The sequence below is a fragment of the Arthrobacter sp. PvP103 genome, from assembly GCF_017833075.1.
In the GTDB taxonomy this organism is placed as follows: domain Bacteria; phylum Actinomycetota; class Actinomycetes; order Actinomycetales; family Micrococcaceae; genus Arthrobacter.
Genome location: NZ_JAFIBQ010000001.1, coordinates 3962355 through 3977343 on the forward strand (window position 1 = coordinate 3962355; position 14989 = coordinate 3977343).

The following is a 14989-nucleotide window of genomic DNA, read 5'->3' on the forward strand; positions in this document are numbered from 1 at the left end:
GGCAGGCAGCAAAAGGCGAGGTTGATGGTCCACATCTGGAACGATCCGTCCGAGGTCCCCGCGGACTTCGGCCCTACCGTTGTCACGTTTGGCAATTTCGACGGCGTACACCGCGGGCACCAGCAGGTGCTCTCCCAGCTCATCCGCACAGCCCGCCTTAACGGCGCGCGTGCTGTGGCGGTGACGTTTGATCCCCACCCCGCGCAGGTGCACCGGCCCGAGTCCGCTCCTGAGCTCATCATGGGCCTGGAGGACAAGCTCGTGGCCCTCGGCGAGCTGGGCCTGGATGCCGTCCTGGTCATGAAGTACTCCTTGGAGCTGGCCAGCCTGACGCCGGAAGAATTCGTCGCTGGCGTCCTCGTCGGCAGCCTCAAGGCCAGCCACGTGGTGATCGGCCATGACGCCCGCTTCGGCCGCGGCAACTCCGGCGACCTTTCCACTATGCAGGAACTGGGGGAGAAGTTCGGCTTCACCGTCCAGGTCATCAGTGAATTCGGCTCCGAAGGTTTTCCCATCCACGACGACGGCGGCAAGGACCGCCGTTGTTCGTCCACCTGGGTTCGTGAGGCCTTGCGGGACGGCGACGTGGCCACGGCGGGTGCCGTGCTGGGCCGCCCGCACCGGATGCGAGGCGAGGTGGTGCACGGTGCTGCCCGCGGCCGTGCACTCGGATTCCCCACCGCCAACCTGGCTTCCGAAGCCAGCGGCTACATCCCCGCCGATGGAATCTACGCCGGCTGGCTCGTGGACCAGGCCGGCACCAGATGGCCCGCAGCCATCTCCGTCGGGTCCAACCCCACATTCGACGGCGTCAGCCGTCAGGTTGAAGCACACGTTATTGACCGTCCGGAAGAACCGGTTGAAAACTTCGATCTGTACGGCCAGACAGTAGTTGTGGAGTTCGTTGCACGGCTACGGGGCATGGTGGCGTACCGTGGGCCGGAGGCGCTCGTCGAACAGATGCGCCTGGACGTCGTCCAGGCCCACGACATCCTGTTCCGGCGCTGACCCCAGTCACTGGCAAGGAAGGCACCGCTGTGTCCGTTGAGAAGAACACGAGGCAACTGGAGAAGGACATTGTCCGGGACTTCAGTTCGCGGATGAGCTACGCGTCGTACCTGCAACTGCCCACGCTGCTCAGCGCGCAGCAACCGGTCAGCAACCCCGAACACCACGACGAAATGCTGTTCATCATCCAGCACCAGACCACTGAACTGTGGCTGAAGCTGGTCCTTCACGAGCTGCGCAGCGCCGCGGCCTGGCTCCGCAGCGACGACCTCGGATCCGCCTTGAAAGCGATCGCGCGAGTGAAGCACATCCAGAAGACACTGACCGAACAATGGTCCGTGCTGGCCACGCTGACACCCACCGAGTATTCCCAGTTCCGCGGGTTCCTGGGCAACTCCTCCGGGTTCCAGTCCAGCCAGTACCGGGCCGTGGAGTTCGTCCTGGGCAATAAGAACCGCAAGATGCTCCCGGTGTTCGAATCCGATCCTGAGGCCTACCAGCAGCTGAGCAACGTCCTTGAGGCGCCAAGCATCTACGACGAATTCCTCGCCTACCTCAACCGGCAGGGCTTCGACATCCCGACGTCCCTGCTGGAGCGCGACGTCACTAAGGCTCACCAGTTCTGCCCGGAACTGGTGCCGGTGTTCAAGCACATCTACGAGAACGCAGCTGACAACTGGGGTGCCTACGAGGCATGCGAAGAACTGGTGGACTTGGAAGACAACTTCCAGCTGTGGCGTTTCCGCCACCTGCGAACGGTGCAGCGGACCATTGGCATGAAGGCCGGCACCGGCGGATCCAGCGGGGCCGCGTTCCTGCAGAAGGCCCTGGAACTGACGTTCTTTCCCGAACTTTTCGCCGTCCGGACGGAGATCGGCCAGTGAACGCACTTGATCCGCGGGCAACAAGCCCGCTGGCACCGGATACGGCGGACGCCACAGACGCCCTGCGGCAGCGCGCCGTCGAACTTGACGCCGCCGACCCGCTGGCAGGCTACCGCGACCACTTCATCGGAACTGACACCGAGCTGTCCTACCTGGACGGGAACTCGCTGGGCCGTCCGCTCAAGCGGACAGCTACGGACATCGGCAGCTTCATCCAGCACAGCTGGGGCGACAGGCTGATCCGAGGCTGGGACGAGGAATGGCTCCAGCTGCCGGAAGCTATCGGCGACCAGCTGGGCCGGGCAGTCCTCGGCGCCGCACCCGGGCAGACCATCATTGCCGACTCCACCACGGTTGTCCTGTACAAGCTGATCCGTGCCGCCCTCGCTGCGGTCAAGGACCCCGCCAGGACCGAGATCGTGCTGGATACGGAGAACTTCCCCACGGACCGTTACCTTCTCGAAGGCATCGCCCGGGAAGAGGGGCTGACGCTGCGATGGATCGAGGCCGATCCCGCTGCCGGGGTGACCGTTGACCAGGTGCGCGAGGCGGCAGGGCCGGCTACCGCCGTCGTGGTCCTCAGCCAGATCGCCTACCGCTCCGGTTATCTCGCCGACCTGCCGGCGATCACGGCGGCAGTGCACGACGCCGGCGCGCTGGTGGTATGGGACCTGTGCCATTCCGCCGGTTCGGTGGAGATCGACCTGGACGCCGCCGGCGTCGACTTCGCTGCGGGCTGCACCTACAAATACCTCAACGGGGGACCGGGCTCGCCGGCGTTCGCCTACATCAACTCCCGGCACCTCCCGGAGCTGAACCAGCCGATCTGGGGCTGGATGGGCCGCAAGGACGCGTTCGAAATGGGACCCGGCTACGAACCGGCTCCCGGGATCCGCGGCTTCCTCAGCGGAACGCCGGCAATTTTGGGCATGATCGCCATGCAGGGCACGCTGGACCTGATTGAAGAAGCCGGCATGTCCGCACTCCGGGAAAAATCCCGGAAGCTGACGGCGTTCGCGCTCGAGCTCCATGACGCGTGGCTGGCTCCGGCCGGAGTCCTGCTGGCAACGCCGCGGGATCCGGAGCGCCGGGGGAGCCACATCACCGTGGACCATCCGGACTTCCGGGAGATGACGGCGAAGCTCTGGGCGCGGGACGTCATCCCGGATTTCCGGGCACCGCACGGCATCCGGATCGGGCTCTCGCCGCTCAGCACCTCATTTATGGAGGTGTACCGCGGTGTTGCCGCCGTCCGGGATCTGCTGGCGCGCCGCTAGCAGGGCCACCCGCAGCGGTCGTGCTGCACGGCGTGTTTCGACAAGATTGCGGCCGGGCCGGTAAACTAAACGTTGGATCCGGCTGCAGTCCGTGGCGGCTGGCTCTTGTTATGTGCAGGATTTCCCGGGTTACCGCGGATTTCGGGCACTGGCACACCCGGCAGTGAGTTACTGATTCGGGCCTCACGGCACATCTCTAGGAGTTATTGTGGCACTTGACGCCGCTGTAAAGCAGTCCATCATCAAGGATTTCGCAACGTCCGAGGGCGACACCGGTTCACCGGAGGTCCAGGTTGCAGTCCTGACTCAGCGGATCAAGGATCTCACTGAGCACATGAAGGAGCACAAGCACGACTTCCACACCCAGCGCGGTCTGCTGGCCATGGTTGGTCGTCGCAAGCGCATGCTCACCTACCTCAAGAACACTGACATCAACCGCTACCGTGCGCTCATCGAGCGCCTCGGCCTGCGCCGCTAGTCAGACCTGAGGGGCGGCCCCTTCCGTGACGGAAAGGGCCGCCTTCTTCAACCAAAACTAAACAGGAGGATCAACCGCATCACGCATTCGCGGTCCTCGGTAGTGATTCCCGGGAACGGCTTCGAAGAATGAAGCCCGGCCCGTGGGTCTCGATCGATGACCGGGTGCAGTGCAGGCCAGTAGACAGATGCTGGACTGGGTTGATGCGGCTGGACTTCCGTTAACCAAGAAACGGAGGTGACTCTCTTGGAGGGTCCCGAAATCCAGTTCTCAGAAGCGGTCATTGACAATGGCCGCTTCGGCAAGCGTGTAATCCGCTTCGAAACCGGCCGCCTTGCCAAGCAGGCAGCCGGCGCAGCCATGGTGTACATCGACGAAGACACCGCGCTGCTGTCCGCAACCACCGCCGGCAAGCACCCGCGTGAAGGCTTTGACTTCTTCCCGCTGACCGTTGACGTCGAAGAGCGTATGTACGCCGCCGGCCGCATCCCGGGTTCGTTCTTCCGCCGCGAAGGCCGCCCGTCCACCGAAGCCATCCTGGCTTGCCGCCTCATGGACCGCCCGCTGCGTCCGGCCTTCATCAAGGGCCTCCGCAACGAGGTCCAGATCGTCGTCACCGTCCTGGCGATCAACCCTGACGAGCTCTACGACGTCGTGGCCATCAACGCCTCCTCGATGTCCACCCAGCTCTCCGGCCTGCCGTTCTCCGGCCCGATCGGTGGCGTCCGCGTTGCCCTCGTCGCCGACGAGCACGGTTCGCAGTGGGTTGCTTTCCCGAAGCACTCCCAGCTCGAGAACTCCGTGTTCAACATGGTCGTTGCCGGCCGCGTTGCCGGTGACGACGTCGCCATCATGATGGTCGAAGCCGAAGCTACGGACAACTCCTGGAACCTCATCAAGGAACAGGGCGCCACCGCCCCCACCGAAGAGGTTGTGTCCGAGGGCCTCGAGGCCGCCAAGCCGTTCATCAAGGCACTGTGCGACGCCCAGGCAGACCTTGCCGCCCGCGCCGCCAAGCCGACCGTCGAGTTCCCGGTCTTCCTCGACTACGAGGACGACGCCTACGCCGCTGTTGAAGCCGCTGCGGCCGAGAAGCTGGCTGCTGTCTTCCAGATTGCTGACAAGCAGGAGCGCGACGCCGCTTCGGACCAGCTCAAGGACGACGTCACTTCGTCGCTCGCCGGCCAGTTCGAGGGACGCGAGAAGGAGCTGTCCGCAGCTTTCCGCTCGGTGACCAAGCACGTTGTGCGCCAGCGCATCCTGAAGGACCAGATCCGCATCGACGGCCGTGGCCTGACGGACATCCGCCAGCTCACCGCCGAGGTCGAGGTCCTGCCCCGCGTTCACGGTTCGGCCATCTTCGAACGCGGCGAGACCCAGATCATGGGTGTCACCACGCTGAACATGCTGAAGATGGAACAGCAGATCGACTCGCTGTCGCCGGTAACGCGCAAGCGCTACATGCACAACTACAACTTCCCGCCGTACTCCACCGGTGAAACCGGTCGCGTGGGTTCGCCCAAGCGCCGCGAAATCGGTCACGGCGCCCTGGCCGAGCGTGCACTCGTGCCCGTCCTGCCGTCCCGCGAGGAATTCCCCTACGCCATCCGCCAGGTATCTGAGGCTCTCAGCTCCAACGGTTCGACGTCGATGGGTTCCGTCTGCGCCTCCACGCTGTCGATGCTCAACGCAGGCGTGCCGCTGAAGGCGGCCGTTGCAGGTATCGCCATGGGCCTGGTGTCCGACCAGGTTGACGGCCAGACCCGCTACGCAGCACTGACCGATATCCTCGGCGCCGAAGATGCCTTCGGCGACATGGACTTCAAGGTCGCCGGTACTTCCGAGTTCGTCACGGCCATCCAGCTGGACACCAAGCTCGACGGCATCCCGGCCTCGGTCCTGGCCGCCGCCCTGAAGCAGGCCCGCGAAGCACGCCTGCACATCCTCGAGGTCATCAACTCCGCGATCGACACCCCGGACGAGCTCTCCGAGTTCGCTCCGCGCGTCATCGCGGTCAAGATCCCCGTGGACAAGATCGGCGAGGTCATCGGGCCCAAGGGCAAGATGATCAACCAGATCCAGGAAGACACCGGCGCGGACATCTCCATCGAGGACGACGGCACCGTTTACATCGGCGCCACCAACGGCCCGTCCGCCGACGCCGCACGCTCCGCGATCAACGCCATCGCCAACCCGCAGGTTCCGGAAATCGGAGAGCGCTACCTGGGTACGGTCGTCAAGACCACCACCTTCGGCGCCTTCATTTCCCTCACCCCGGGCAAGGACGGTCTGCTGCACATCTCCGAGCTGCGTAAGATCGCCGGCGGCAAGCGCGTTGACAACGTCGAGGACGTCGTCTCCGTGGGCCAGAAGATCCAGGTCGAGATCACCAAGATCGACGATCGTGGAAAGCTGTCCCTCTCCCCGGTCATCGCCGAGGAAGAAGGCGCTGAAAACGCCGAGGTCGCCGAGGCAGCCGCAGAGTAATCTGCAGCGCACCTCGTAGTACCAGCGTGACGGCGGGGCCGGTGGAACTTCCACCGGCCCCGCCGCCGTTAAGCCGCCCGATTGAATCGCCATTTCCCCGGACATGGCGGCAGTGGTCCGCTGGTACGATTGCAGGCAGATTTGGCACCGTTTTCCTGAAAGGCCTTGATGACTGTCGTACCCCTGCCGCTCGTGCAGAACCATCCCGGAGACACCCTGATCCACGGAGCCGACGGCGGGTCCGTGGTTCGCCGGTCCGTACTTCCCGGAGGCGTGCGTGTACTGACGGAAGCCATGCCCGGCCAGCGGTCCGCGACCATCGGCTTCTGGGTTGGCGTGGGTTCACGGGACGAAGCCCACGGGCAGCACGGGTCCACCCACTTCCTGGAGCACCTGCTGTTCAAGGGCACCAAGCGGCGCACCGCGCTGGAAATTGCCTCCGCGTTTGATGAGGTCGGCGGGGAGTCCAACGCGGCCACTGCCAAGGAAAGCACCTGCTATTTTGCCCGGGTCCTCGACACGGACCTTCCGATGGCCATCGATGTCATCGCGGACATGATTACCGGCGCAGTCCTGGACCCGCAGGAGATGGAGCAGGAACGCGACGTCATCCTGGAGGAAATCGCGATGGACAGCGACGACCCCACGGACGTCGCCCACGAGCACTTTGTTGCCGCAGTGCTGGGAACGCATCCGCTTGGACGGCCGATCGGCGGAACACCGGAGGCCATCCGGGCCGTTGCCCGCGATTCCGTCTGGGACCACTACCGCCGGTACTACCGCCCGGACGAGCTGGTCATCACCGCCGCCGGCGGACTGGACCACGACGTCGTCTGCGGATTGGTGGTGGATGCCCTCCACCAGGCGGGCTGGGCGCTGGAGCCCGGTGCAGCACCCGTGGAGCGGCGCTCCACCGAACGGGCCCACATCACCGGAACCGCCGGACTCCACGTGGTCAAGCGGCCCGTCGAGCAGGCAAACATCATCATGGGCTGCCCCACCATCGTCGCCACGGACGGACGCCGCTACGTCATGAGCGTGCTTAACGCCGTGCTGGGTGGCGGCATGTCCTCGCGCCTGTTCCAGGAGGTGCGGGAAAAGCGCGGCCTGGTCTACTCCACCTATTCCTTTGCCTCGTCCTATGCCGACGCAGGCTATTTCGGCATGTATGCCGGCTGCACGCCCTCGAAGGTCCGCCAGGTCGTTGAGCTGCTGGGCGCCGAACTGGACAAGCTGGCGGAGCACGGCATCTCCGAGGACGAGCTCAGGAAGGCCGTGGGTCAGCTGTGCGGCGGGATCGTGTTGGCGCTCGAAGACACCGGATCACGGATGTCGCGGCTGGGCAGGGCCGAACTGGTGTCCGGCGAATACCAGGACATCGAGGAGACGCTCCGGCAGATCAAGAGCGTTACCGTGGAGCAGGTGCGGGAACTGGCGCTGGAGCTTGCGGCGGCACCCCGGACGGTGACAGTGGTGGGTCCGTTCGAGGAACGCGAAACCTTCGGCCTCTGAACCCGCCCGCCCTTCGCTGGACAACTCCATCCGCGGGCGTGATGATGAACCCGGGGCCACACTGGAGGAGCAATGGACCGTACGCACCCGGGCACTGCGCAGGCAGAGCTGGAGGTTTTCCTCGGGCACTGGACGGGGACGACCCATATTGAGGCGACACCCCGGCGGCCTGCCAGGACTGCGGCGGCAGAGATGACCTTCACCAAGGCCGCCGGCGGCTACGCGGTGCTGCAAAGCTACCGGCATACCCAACTCGACGGTATCCGTTTTGAGCGCCATGGCATGTTCACCATGGACCCCGACCACCCTGACACGGTCTGGTACCACGTGGACAGTGTGGGGCTGCCCCGGGAACCCCCTACGCGGTGCAGCTGGCACGGCGGAGTCCTCACCGTGGAACGCCGAACCGGCAGGGATACCTCCCGGCACACGTACCGGGTGGACGACGGCGTGCTGACGCACACGTCCGAAGTCCGCCTGGCCGGCGCCACAGCCTTCGCGCCGTTCATGACCTCCGTTTGCCGCCGCACCTGACAGCGCAACCGGACACCTGTGGCCCGCCCGGGGAGAATCAGCCTGCTGATTCCAGAATCCGCGCCTTCGGCGCACCGTCCAGGGCCGGAGCCGCGGCCGGCGAGTTCCACACCTGCTGCCGGAGCCTGGCCAGCAGTTCCTCGGCCTGTCCCCGGCGGGCAAGGTCAAGTTCAACCACCACGTAGTGCGGATCGTCCACTGGCCGGCTAATGCGATGGGCCAGTACGCCAGAGGCTGTCCGGTTGACAGGGTCCCTGTCGAAGGCGGCCTTCCACATCCCGAAGTCCTTGATGCCGTGCTCAATCTGGAGCGTGTACATGTCATTCCTTTCTGTGGGCCGATGCCGTCCGTCCGGATCGTGCCCCTGGGCCAACGGTAGGCACACCGCGGGAAGGGCCGGTATCCCAGAAATCTGGGCGGGACCCTGGCCGGGCAGTGATGGCCGGGGGCCCGTGACCCGCACTTGCGGGGGCTCCCGGGCCATACTGTTTGCATGACCACGCATCGGGCAGCGGGCCGAAGCCTGGAAAGGATCGGTGACCTCTGCGGTTCGCCGCTGGAGGACGATAACCTGCGCGCAGCCCTGTTAGCGGAGATTGCCGGCATTGTCCCGTTCAGCTCGTTTGTGTGGCCCCTGACCGACCCCGAAACGTGCACCGGGATCTCACCGATGGCCCGGATTCCCTGCCCCCAGGAACTGCCGGCCCTGATCAGGCTGAAGTACGTGACGGCGCCCGGCCGGTGGACGTCGCTCATCGGGAACGGCCCGCCCACGGTGACGCTGCAGACGGCAACCGGGGGAGACCTTGTCCGGAGCCCGCTCTGGAACGGTGTCCTTGGGCGGTACGGGGTGGTGGATGTCCTGTCCACGGTGTTCGCGGACAGATACGGTTGCTGGGGCTGGCTTGACCTGTGGCGGACCGCAGATGACGGGCAATTTTCGGACCTCGAAGCGAAGCACCTGGCGGCTGCGGCGCCCGTCATCGCGGCTGGCCTGCGGCGAAGCAGGGCAGCCCGGATGAGGCTCGATGCGAAGCCGCGCCGCAACCTGCTGCCCGCGGCGGGGCTGCCTCAACAGGCGGTGCTGACGCTGGACACGGAGCTGGGAGTCACCAGCCGAAGTGCGTCCGCAGCCGATTGGCTCGGCCTGCTGCAGCCGGGGCCCCGCCCTTTTGAAGCGATACCGGCCGAGGTCTTCAACGTGGCCGCGCAACTCCTGGCACGGGAGGCCGGAGTGGATTCCCACCCGGCGTCTGCCCGAGTCAGCATCGGCTCCGGCCGGTGGGCGGTGCTCAGGTCATTCCGGCTGGATCCGGGGGAGAACGGGGCAGCGAGGCTGGCAGTGACCATCCAGGAATGCCCGGCGGGGGAACGGCTCGACGTGTTCGCCCGGTGCTTTGGCCTGACGCCGAGGCAGCGCAGCCTGCTGGAACTCGCCGCAGGCGGACTGGACACCGCGGCGCTGGCGGCGGCCCTCCGGATCAGCCCCTACACGGTGCAGGACCAGTTCAAGCTGGTTTTTGCTGCCTGCGGCGTACGGAGCAGGAACTCGTTGCTGGCTTTGGCCCTCGGAACGGAGCGGGCCGGCCCCTCGTAATAAGCTGCCCAATCCCTAGCCGCCGGCAAACGGCGGCAGCACGTCCACGACGTCATCCGGCCCCAGGACCACGGACCGGTCGCGGACGGCCACTTCGTTAAGCAGGAAGCTGCTTCGCGAAAGAAGCCGCGCGAGCGGCGGGGTGCCGGCCGGCGGAACCGGGCGGTCGACGTCGAGCACAGCGCTCAACAGTGCCTCCAGAGTGGAGCCGGCGGGAAGCTCAAAGCCTTCCTCTTCCACCCCTGCGGCAGCGCGCGCGGCAGCGAAATAACGTACGTTCAATGCTTCAGCCTCCGATGGCGCTCATGCTGCGGTCCGGCTGGACAAAGTCCGGAGCGTCCAAACCGACGTGGTCCATGCCGTGGGCTTTCGGCTTGATCCACATGGCGTCCTGCCAGCGCTCGGCGAGTTGCTCATCCGTGGCGCCTTCGCGCAGCAGCCCCAGAAGGTCGACTTCTTCGCGCGAGAACAGGCAGCTCATGATCTTGCCCTCGGCCGTGATCCGGGTGCGGCGGCAGTCCGAACAGAAGGGTTCGGTGACGGAGGCGATGATTCCAACTGTTCCCAGCACGGGTCCGGAGGCCTCCGTGGAACCCGGGGCGCGGCGTCGTACTTCGAAGCGTTCGGCCGGTGCGCCGTCACGGTCCCTCGGATCGGCGCTGAGGACGTAGTCGACGGACAGGAGTTCGCGGATTTCGGCCGCGGTAATCATGTTCCGGCGGGTCCACCCGTGGTCGGCGTCGAGCGGCATCTGCTCGATGAAGCGGAGTTCGTAGCCGCGGTCCAGTGCCCACGCCAGCAGCGACGGGGACTCGGCGTCATTGATTCCGCGCATCAGGACGGCGTTGAGCTTCACGGGACCGAGCCCGGCGGCCCACGCGGCGTCCACACCGGCCAGGACCTTGTCCAGGAAAGGCCTCCGGGTCAGCTTGGTGAACGTCTCTTCGTGCAGGGAATCCAGCGAAACGTTGATCCGGGAAAGACCGGCAGCCTTCAGTCCGGCCGCCTTCTTATCCAGCCCCACCGCGTTGGTGGTCATGGAGATCGGCAGCTCCGGGTGCGCCTGGCGCAAGGCGGAGATAATGTCGAGGAGGTCGGCCCGGACCAGGGGTTCGCCGCCGGTGAGGCGCAACTCGCGCACCCCCAGCATGTCGACGCCGATCCGCACTATCCTGACGATTTCCTCGGCGGACATCACGGCCTGCTTGGCCAGCCATTCAAGACCTTCGGCCGGCATGCAGTACGTGCAGCGCAGGTTGCACTTGTCCGTCAGGGACAACCTCATGTCCGTGGCGCGGCGTCCGTACCGGTCCATTAGGCCCGCGGGCATGCCCGCCGGCCTCGACGGCAGCGACGGTGCTCCCGGGTCGGAACCTGCCCCCTCCCGGGGTTGCGGCATACCAAGCTGAACACTCATAAATTCAGGCTACGCCACCTTGGGGTCAACCATCACGCCTATGACATCCGCGGATCTTACGGAATCCCTACGGATCGCCACGGCGGGCGGCAAAGCCGCGCCACGCCCAGGCGTCGAACCTATGCTGGAGGAGTGAACAAGTCCCAGCCGGCGCCGGTCCAGGCCGCAGTCGGAAACCGGCGGATACTCCTCGTCGAAGACGAACAGACCATCGCCGGAGTGGTCCGTGACTACCTTGTGCAGGCGGGCTTCCAGGTGGACCTCACTGCGGACGGGTTCACGGCCCTGCGCCTCGCGGCGGAGCGGCACCCGGACCTCGTCCTGCTGGACCGCATGCTGCCCGGCCTGGACGGCGTGGAAGTGTGCCGCAGGCTCCGCCAGACGATGAGCGTCCCCGTCATTATGCTGACGGCCCTGGGGACGGAGGATGACAGGATCCTGGGACTGGAGGTCGGTGCGGACGATTACATCACCAAGCCTTTCTCGCCCCGGGAACTGGTGCTCAGGGTGCGCTCTGTTTTGCGGCGCAGCGTGCAGGAGTTCAGCCCCGAACCGGCGGTGCAAGTTGCCGGGTTCGAGCTCAACCCGGCAGCCCGGACCGTGACGCACCACGGATCTCCGCTCGCGCTGACCATCCGGGAGTTCGACCTTCTGGCCTTTTTCCTGCGCCGCCCCAACCAGGTGTTCAGCCGCGAGGAGCTGATCAGGGCCGTGTGGGGCTGGGACTTCGGGGACCTCTCCACGGTCACCGTCCACGTCCGGCGGCTGCGCGAAAAGATCGAGGCTGATCCCACCCGGCCGGCCCTCCTGAAGACGGTGTGGGGCGTGGGCTACCGGCTGGACACCCCGGACGGGGCTGACGGTGCAAACAGCTGAACTTCTCGCCATCGTCGCCTGGGCGCTGCTCTGGGCCGTAGTCATCGGAGCAGCATCGCTGCTGCTGCTCAAACCCCTTCGCAGAACGTCCATCGCCGTCCAGATCTGCGTGGTGGTGCTGTCCACCGTTGCGGTCCTGACCGCAGGCATGGTGAGCGCCTTCAATGCGATGGTTATTTCCGCCCGGGACCTGGAGGTCATGTGGTACGTCCTGGCCATCGCGTCCGCGGTGGCTGTGGCCATCTCACTGGTCCTCGGGGCGCGTGTCTCACGCAACGCCAAACTCCTCGCAGCTGCCGCAAGGAGCATTGGACGCGGCGAGCACCCGGGGCTGCCGGCGCCGCTCATGAGTTCCGAGCTCTCGGAACTGGCGGATGAACTGGAACGCAGCAGCCGCATGCTGGCTGAATCCCGGGAGCGGGAGGCCGCCGTGGAGAATTCCCGCCGCGAACTCGTCAGCTGGATTTCGCACGACCTTCGCACGCCGCTGGCCAGCATGCGCGCGATGGCGGAAGCGCTTGAAGACGGAATGGCCTCCGACGTCAGCGGCTACTACCGCAAGATCATCAGCCAGACGGATCAGATGGCCGTCATGGTCAATGATCTCCTGGAGCTCTCCAAGATCCAGGCAGGCACCCTGCGGCTCAAGGCCGAACCGCTGGATCTCTACGACCTCGCCAGTGACGCGATTGCGGATCTGGCCCCGCTGGCCGCCCGGCGGCAGATGAGGCTCGACGGCGGCGGGGTCCGTGAGTGCCTGGCCTTCGCGGACGGCCCCTCCCTGGGGCGGGCGGTCCGCAACGTGGTGCTCAACGCCATCCTGTACAGCAAGCCCGGTACCGGCGTGACCGTTGAAGTCACCAGGGAGGGGGAAGATGCGGTGGTTACGGTGACGGACGGCTGCGGCGGAATTGCACCGGAGGACATCCCCCACCTCTTCGACACGGGATGGCAGAAGAATCCCTCGCGCGGCCGCTCCGGCGGCGCGGGCCTCTCCGGAACAGAACCGGAAGCCGCGGGCTACAGCGGGGCCGGGATCGGGCTCAGCATGGTTGCAGGAATCATCCGGGCCCACGAGGGAAGCGTGACGGTGGAAAATGTCGACGGCGGCTGCCGGTTCTCCCTGCGCCTGCCCGCCCCGGACAGGGAGCGCCCGACGGAAGCCCCGCGCCGGAGTTCAACCGGCAGCCCGGACGTGAAAGAAGGGAGGGTCCCCCGTGGACACTGATCCGCAGGAAAGGGCGGCCGTGAAAGTGCCTCCCGCGGCTGTTCCTGCCCCCGCCCCCGCCGCTGTAGCCCGCCGGTGGGCAGCGGCCGCAGGCGTTGTCGCCGTGGCCGTCGGAGTCGTGGCCGGCGAACTCGCCGCCGCCCTCGTGAGCCCCGCACTTTCGCCCCTGACGGGCGTCGGCGGTGCAGTGATCGATGCTGTTCCTCCGGCCGTGAAGGACTGGGCCATCTCAGTGTTCGGCACGGCGGACAAGCTGGCGCTGCTCGTGGGCATGGGACTGGCCATGGCGGCCCTCGCTGCGCTAGCCGGCATCCTTGAGTGGCGGCGCCGCTTTGCCGGGTTTGCAGTCATCGCCCTATTTGGCGTGGCGGGCCTGGCGGCGGTCCTTGGCCGGGCACAGGCAACCGGCAACGCCGTTGTGCTGCCCCTTCTTGCGGCCGGAACCGGAATCCTTGTCCTGCGCTGGCTGATGTCACGCCTCCGGAACCGGGACCCGGCAGGCACGCCGACGGCCGGCCCGGCCCGGCGCCGGTTCCTGCAGGCACTGGGCGGAGGCGCCGTCGTCGCGGCCCTTGGAGGCGCGCTTGCTGTTGCCCTGCGCGGCGCCGCGGCCGGCGTCAGTGAATTCCGTAGCAAACTTGCCTTGCCGTCCGCGGCATCCCCGGTCCCGCCGGTTCCGGCCGGTGCTGAGCTGGGGCTTGACGGCATCAGTCCGCTGGTCACGCCCAACCGGGACTTCTACCGGATCGACACTGCCCTCACTGTTCCGGCGGTGGATCCGGACACCTGGGTCCTCAGGGTCACGGGAATGGTGGAACGGGACATCGAGCTCGATTTCGCCACGCTGCTTTCGAAACCCATGACGGAACGCCACATCACCATCGCCTGCGTCTCCAATGAAGTGGGAGGGGACCTCATCGGCAATGCGCTGTGGCTGGGCTGGCCGGTCCGGGAGCTGCTGGCCATGGCCGGGCCGCAGAGCGGCGCGGACATGGTGCTGTCCCGCAGCAGTGACGGCTGGACGGCCGGCACCCCCCTCGAAGCGTTGACGGACACGCGGGACGCACTGCTCGCCGTCGGTATGAACGGCGAACCGTTGCCGCTGGAGCACGGCTTCCCGGTGCGGCTCGTCGTGCCCGGCCTGTACGGCTACGTTTCCGCCACCAAATGGCTCACCGAACTAAAAGTGACCAGGTTCGCCGACGACGCCGGATACTGGACACCCCGCGGCTGGAGTGAGCGCGGACCCATCAAGACGTCCTCACGCATCGACGTCCCGCGCACCGGCCGTCCGGTGCGTGCCGGAACGGTGGCGTTCGGCGGCGTCGCGTGGGCCCAGCACACCGGAATCGGCACAGTGGAACTCCGCGTTAATCGCGGCCGCTGGCAGACGGCGGAACTTGCACCCGGCATTTCCCGGGACACCTGGTACCAGTGGCAGCTCTCACTGCCCCTCACGCCCGGGCAGTATGAGATCCAGGTCCGGGCCACGGACCTCAACGGTGTGCCGCAGATCGAAAAGCCGTCCCGGGTTGCCCCGGACGGCGCTACCGGATTCCACACCATTAGAGTTGACGTGACGCCGTAGCGGGGCCGAATTCCCGCGGGCAGGGCCCGCAGCACACCGCCACAGCAGTATTCAGACACAGCAGTATTCAGACACAAGCAGTACCCACACACAGCAGTACGCC

14 protein-coding genes are annotated in these 14989 nt (G+C 66.3%); 11 read left to right on the plus strand and 3 right to left on the minus strand.

Annotated features, from left to right (window positions below):
* Positions 1–24: 24 nt before the first annotated feature.
* From JOE41_RS18100 to JOE41_RS18130, 7 genes are all read left to right on the plus strand, one after another.
* Positions 25–1008 carry a bifunctional riboflavin kinase/FAD synthetase gene (locus tag JOE41_RS18100; RefSeq protein ID WP_011691291.1) on the plus strand — a complete coding sequence of 328 codons (984 nt, stop codon included), beginning with the start codon at positions 25–27 and terminating at the stop codon, positions 1006–1008.
* Between the two features lie 29 nt (positions 1009–1037).
* Positions 1038–1892 (plus strand): tryptophan 2,3-dioxygenase, encoded by an 855-nt coding sequence (gene kynA, locus JOE41_RS18105; protein WP_209753149.1) that lies wholly within the window; start codon positions 1038–1040, stop codon positions 1890–1892.
* Positions 1889–3169, plus strand: coding sequence for a kynureninase (gene kynU, locus JOE41_RS18110; RefSeq protein ID WP_374068555.1), 1281 nt, complete (start codon positions 1889–1891; stop codon positions 3167–3169). Before kynA ends, kynU begins: the two co-directional genes overlap by 4 nt.
* A gap of 208 nt (positions 3170–3377) precedes the next feature.
* The gene (gene rpsO / locus JOE41_RS18115) at positions 3378–3647 is read left to right on the plus strand and encodes a 30S ribosomal protein S15 (RefSeq protein ID WP_011691294.1); all 270 of its coding nucleotides are present in this window, start codon (positions 3378–3380) and stop codon (positions 3645–3647) included.
* Between the two features lie 246 nt (positions 3648–3893).
* A complete protein-coding gene (locus JOE41_RS18120; protein ID WP_011691295.1) occupies positions 3894–6134 on the plus strand; it encodes a polyribonucleotide nucleotidyltransferase in 2241 nt (746 codons plus the stop codon).
* Between the two features lie 168 nt (positions 6135–6302).
* Complete coding sequence (locus JOE41_RS18125; RefSeq protein WP_209753150.1) at positions 6303–7646, plus strand: pitrilysin family protein; 1344 nt, start codon at positions 6303–6305, stop codon at positions 7644–7646.
* A gap of 72 nt (positions 7647–7718) precedes the next feature.
* A complete protein-coding gene (locus JOE41_RS18130) occupies positions 7719–8180 on the plus strand; it encodes a DUF1579 family protein (RefSeq protein ID WP_011691297.1) in 462 nt (153 codons plus the stop codon).
* Between the two features lie 37 nt (positions 8181–8217).
* On the opposite strand, the gene JOE41_RS18135 is transcribed toward JOE41_RS18130, so the two are convergent.
* Complete coding sequence (locus tag JOE41_RS18135; protein ID WP_209753151.1) at positions 8218–8499, minus strand: hypothetical protein; 282 nt, start codon at positions 8497–8499, stop codon at positions 8218–8220.
* A gap of 174 nt (positions 8500–8673) precedes the next feature.
* Between JOE41_RS18135 and JOE41_RS18140 the strand changes: the two genes are divergently transcribed.
* Positions 8674–9777 carry a LuxR C-terminal-related transcriptional regulator gene (locus JOE41_RS18140; RefSeq protein ID WP_209753152.1) on the plus strand — a complete coding sequence of 368 codons (1104 nt, stop codon included), beginning with the start codon at positions 8674–8676 and terminating at the stop codon, positions 9775–9777.
* Between the two features lie 15 nt (positions 9778–9792).
* Here the strand turns inward: JOE41_RS18140 and JOE41_RS18145 are convergent, their stop codons facing one another.
* Both JOE41_RS18145 and moaA read right to left on the minus strand, forming a co-directional pair.
* The gene (locus tag JOE41_RS18145; RefSeq protein ID WP_011691300.1) at positions 9793–10059 is read right to left on the minus strand and encodes a MoaD/ThiS family protein; all 267 of its coding nucleotides are present in this window, start codon (positions 10057–10059) and stop codon (positions 9793–9795) included.
* 4 nt (positions 10060–10063) lie between these two features.
* Positions 10064–11194 carry a GTP 3',8-cyclase MoaA gene (moaA, locus tag JOE41_RS18150; RefSeq protein ID WP_198011542.1) on the minus strand — a complete coding sequence of 377 codons (1131 nt, stop codon included), beginning with the start codon at positions 11192–11194 and terminating at the stop codon, positions 10064–10066.
* A 132-nt stretch (positions 11195–11326) separates the two neighbouring features.
* On the opposite strand from moaA, the gene JOE41_RS18155 reads away from it, so the two are divergent.
* Genes JOE41_RS18155 through JOE41_RS18165 form a run of 3 tightly spaced genes read left to right on the plus strand, consistent with a single transcriptional unit; the run spans position 11327 to position 14886 of the window.
* Positions 11327–12070 carry a response regulator transcription factor gene (locus tag JOE41_RS18155; RefSeq protein WP_209753153.1) on the plus strand — a complete coding sequence of 248 codons (744 nt, stop codon included), beginning with the start codon at positions 11327–11329 and terminating at the stop codon, positions 12068–12070.
* Positions 12057–13298: a cell wall metabolism sensor histidine kinase WalK gene (locus JOE41_RS18160; protein WP_209753154.1), complete on the plus strand. Its 1242-nt coding sequence runs from the start codon at positions 12057–12059 to the stop codon at positions 13296–13298. The genes JOE41_RS18155 and JOE41_RS18160 overlap by 14 nt, the downstream gene beginning before the upstream one ends.
* 25 nt (positions 13299–13323) lie before the next feature.
* The gene (locus JOE41_RS18165; protein WP_209753682.1) at positions 13324–14886 is read left to right on the plus strand and encodes a molybdopterin-dependent oxidoreductase; all 1563 of its coding nucleotides are present in this window, start codon (positions 13324–13326) and stop codon (positions 14884–14886) included.
* The last annotated feature ends 103 nt before the right edge of the window (positions 14887–14989 follow it).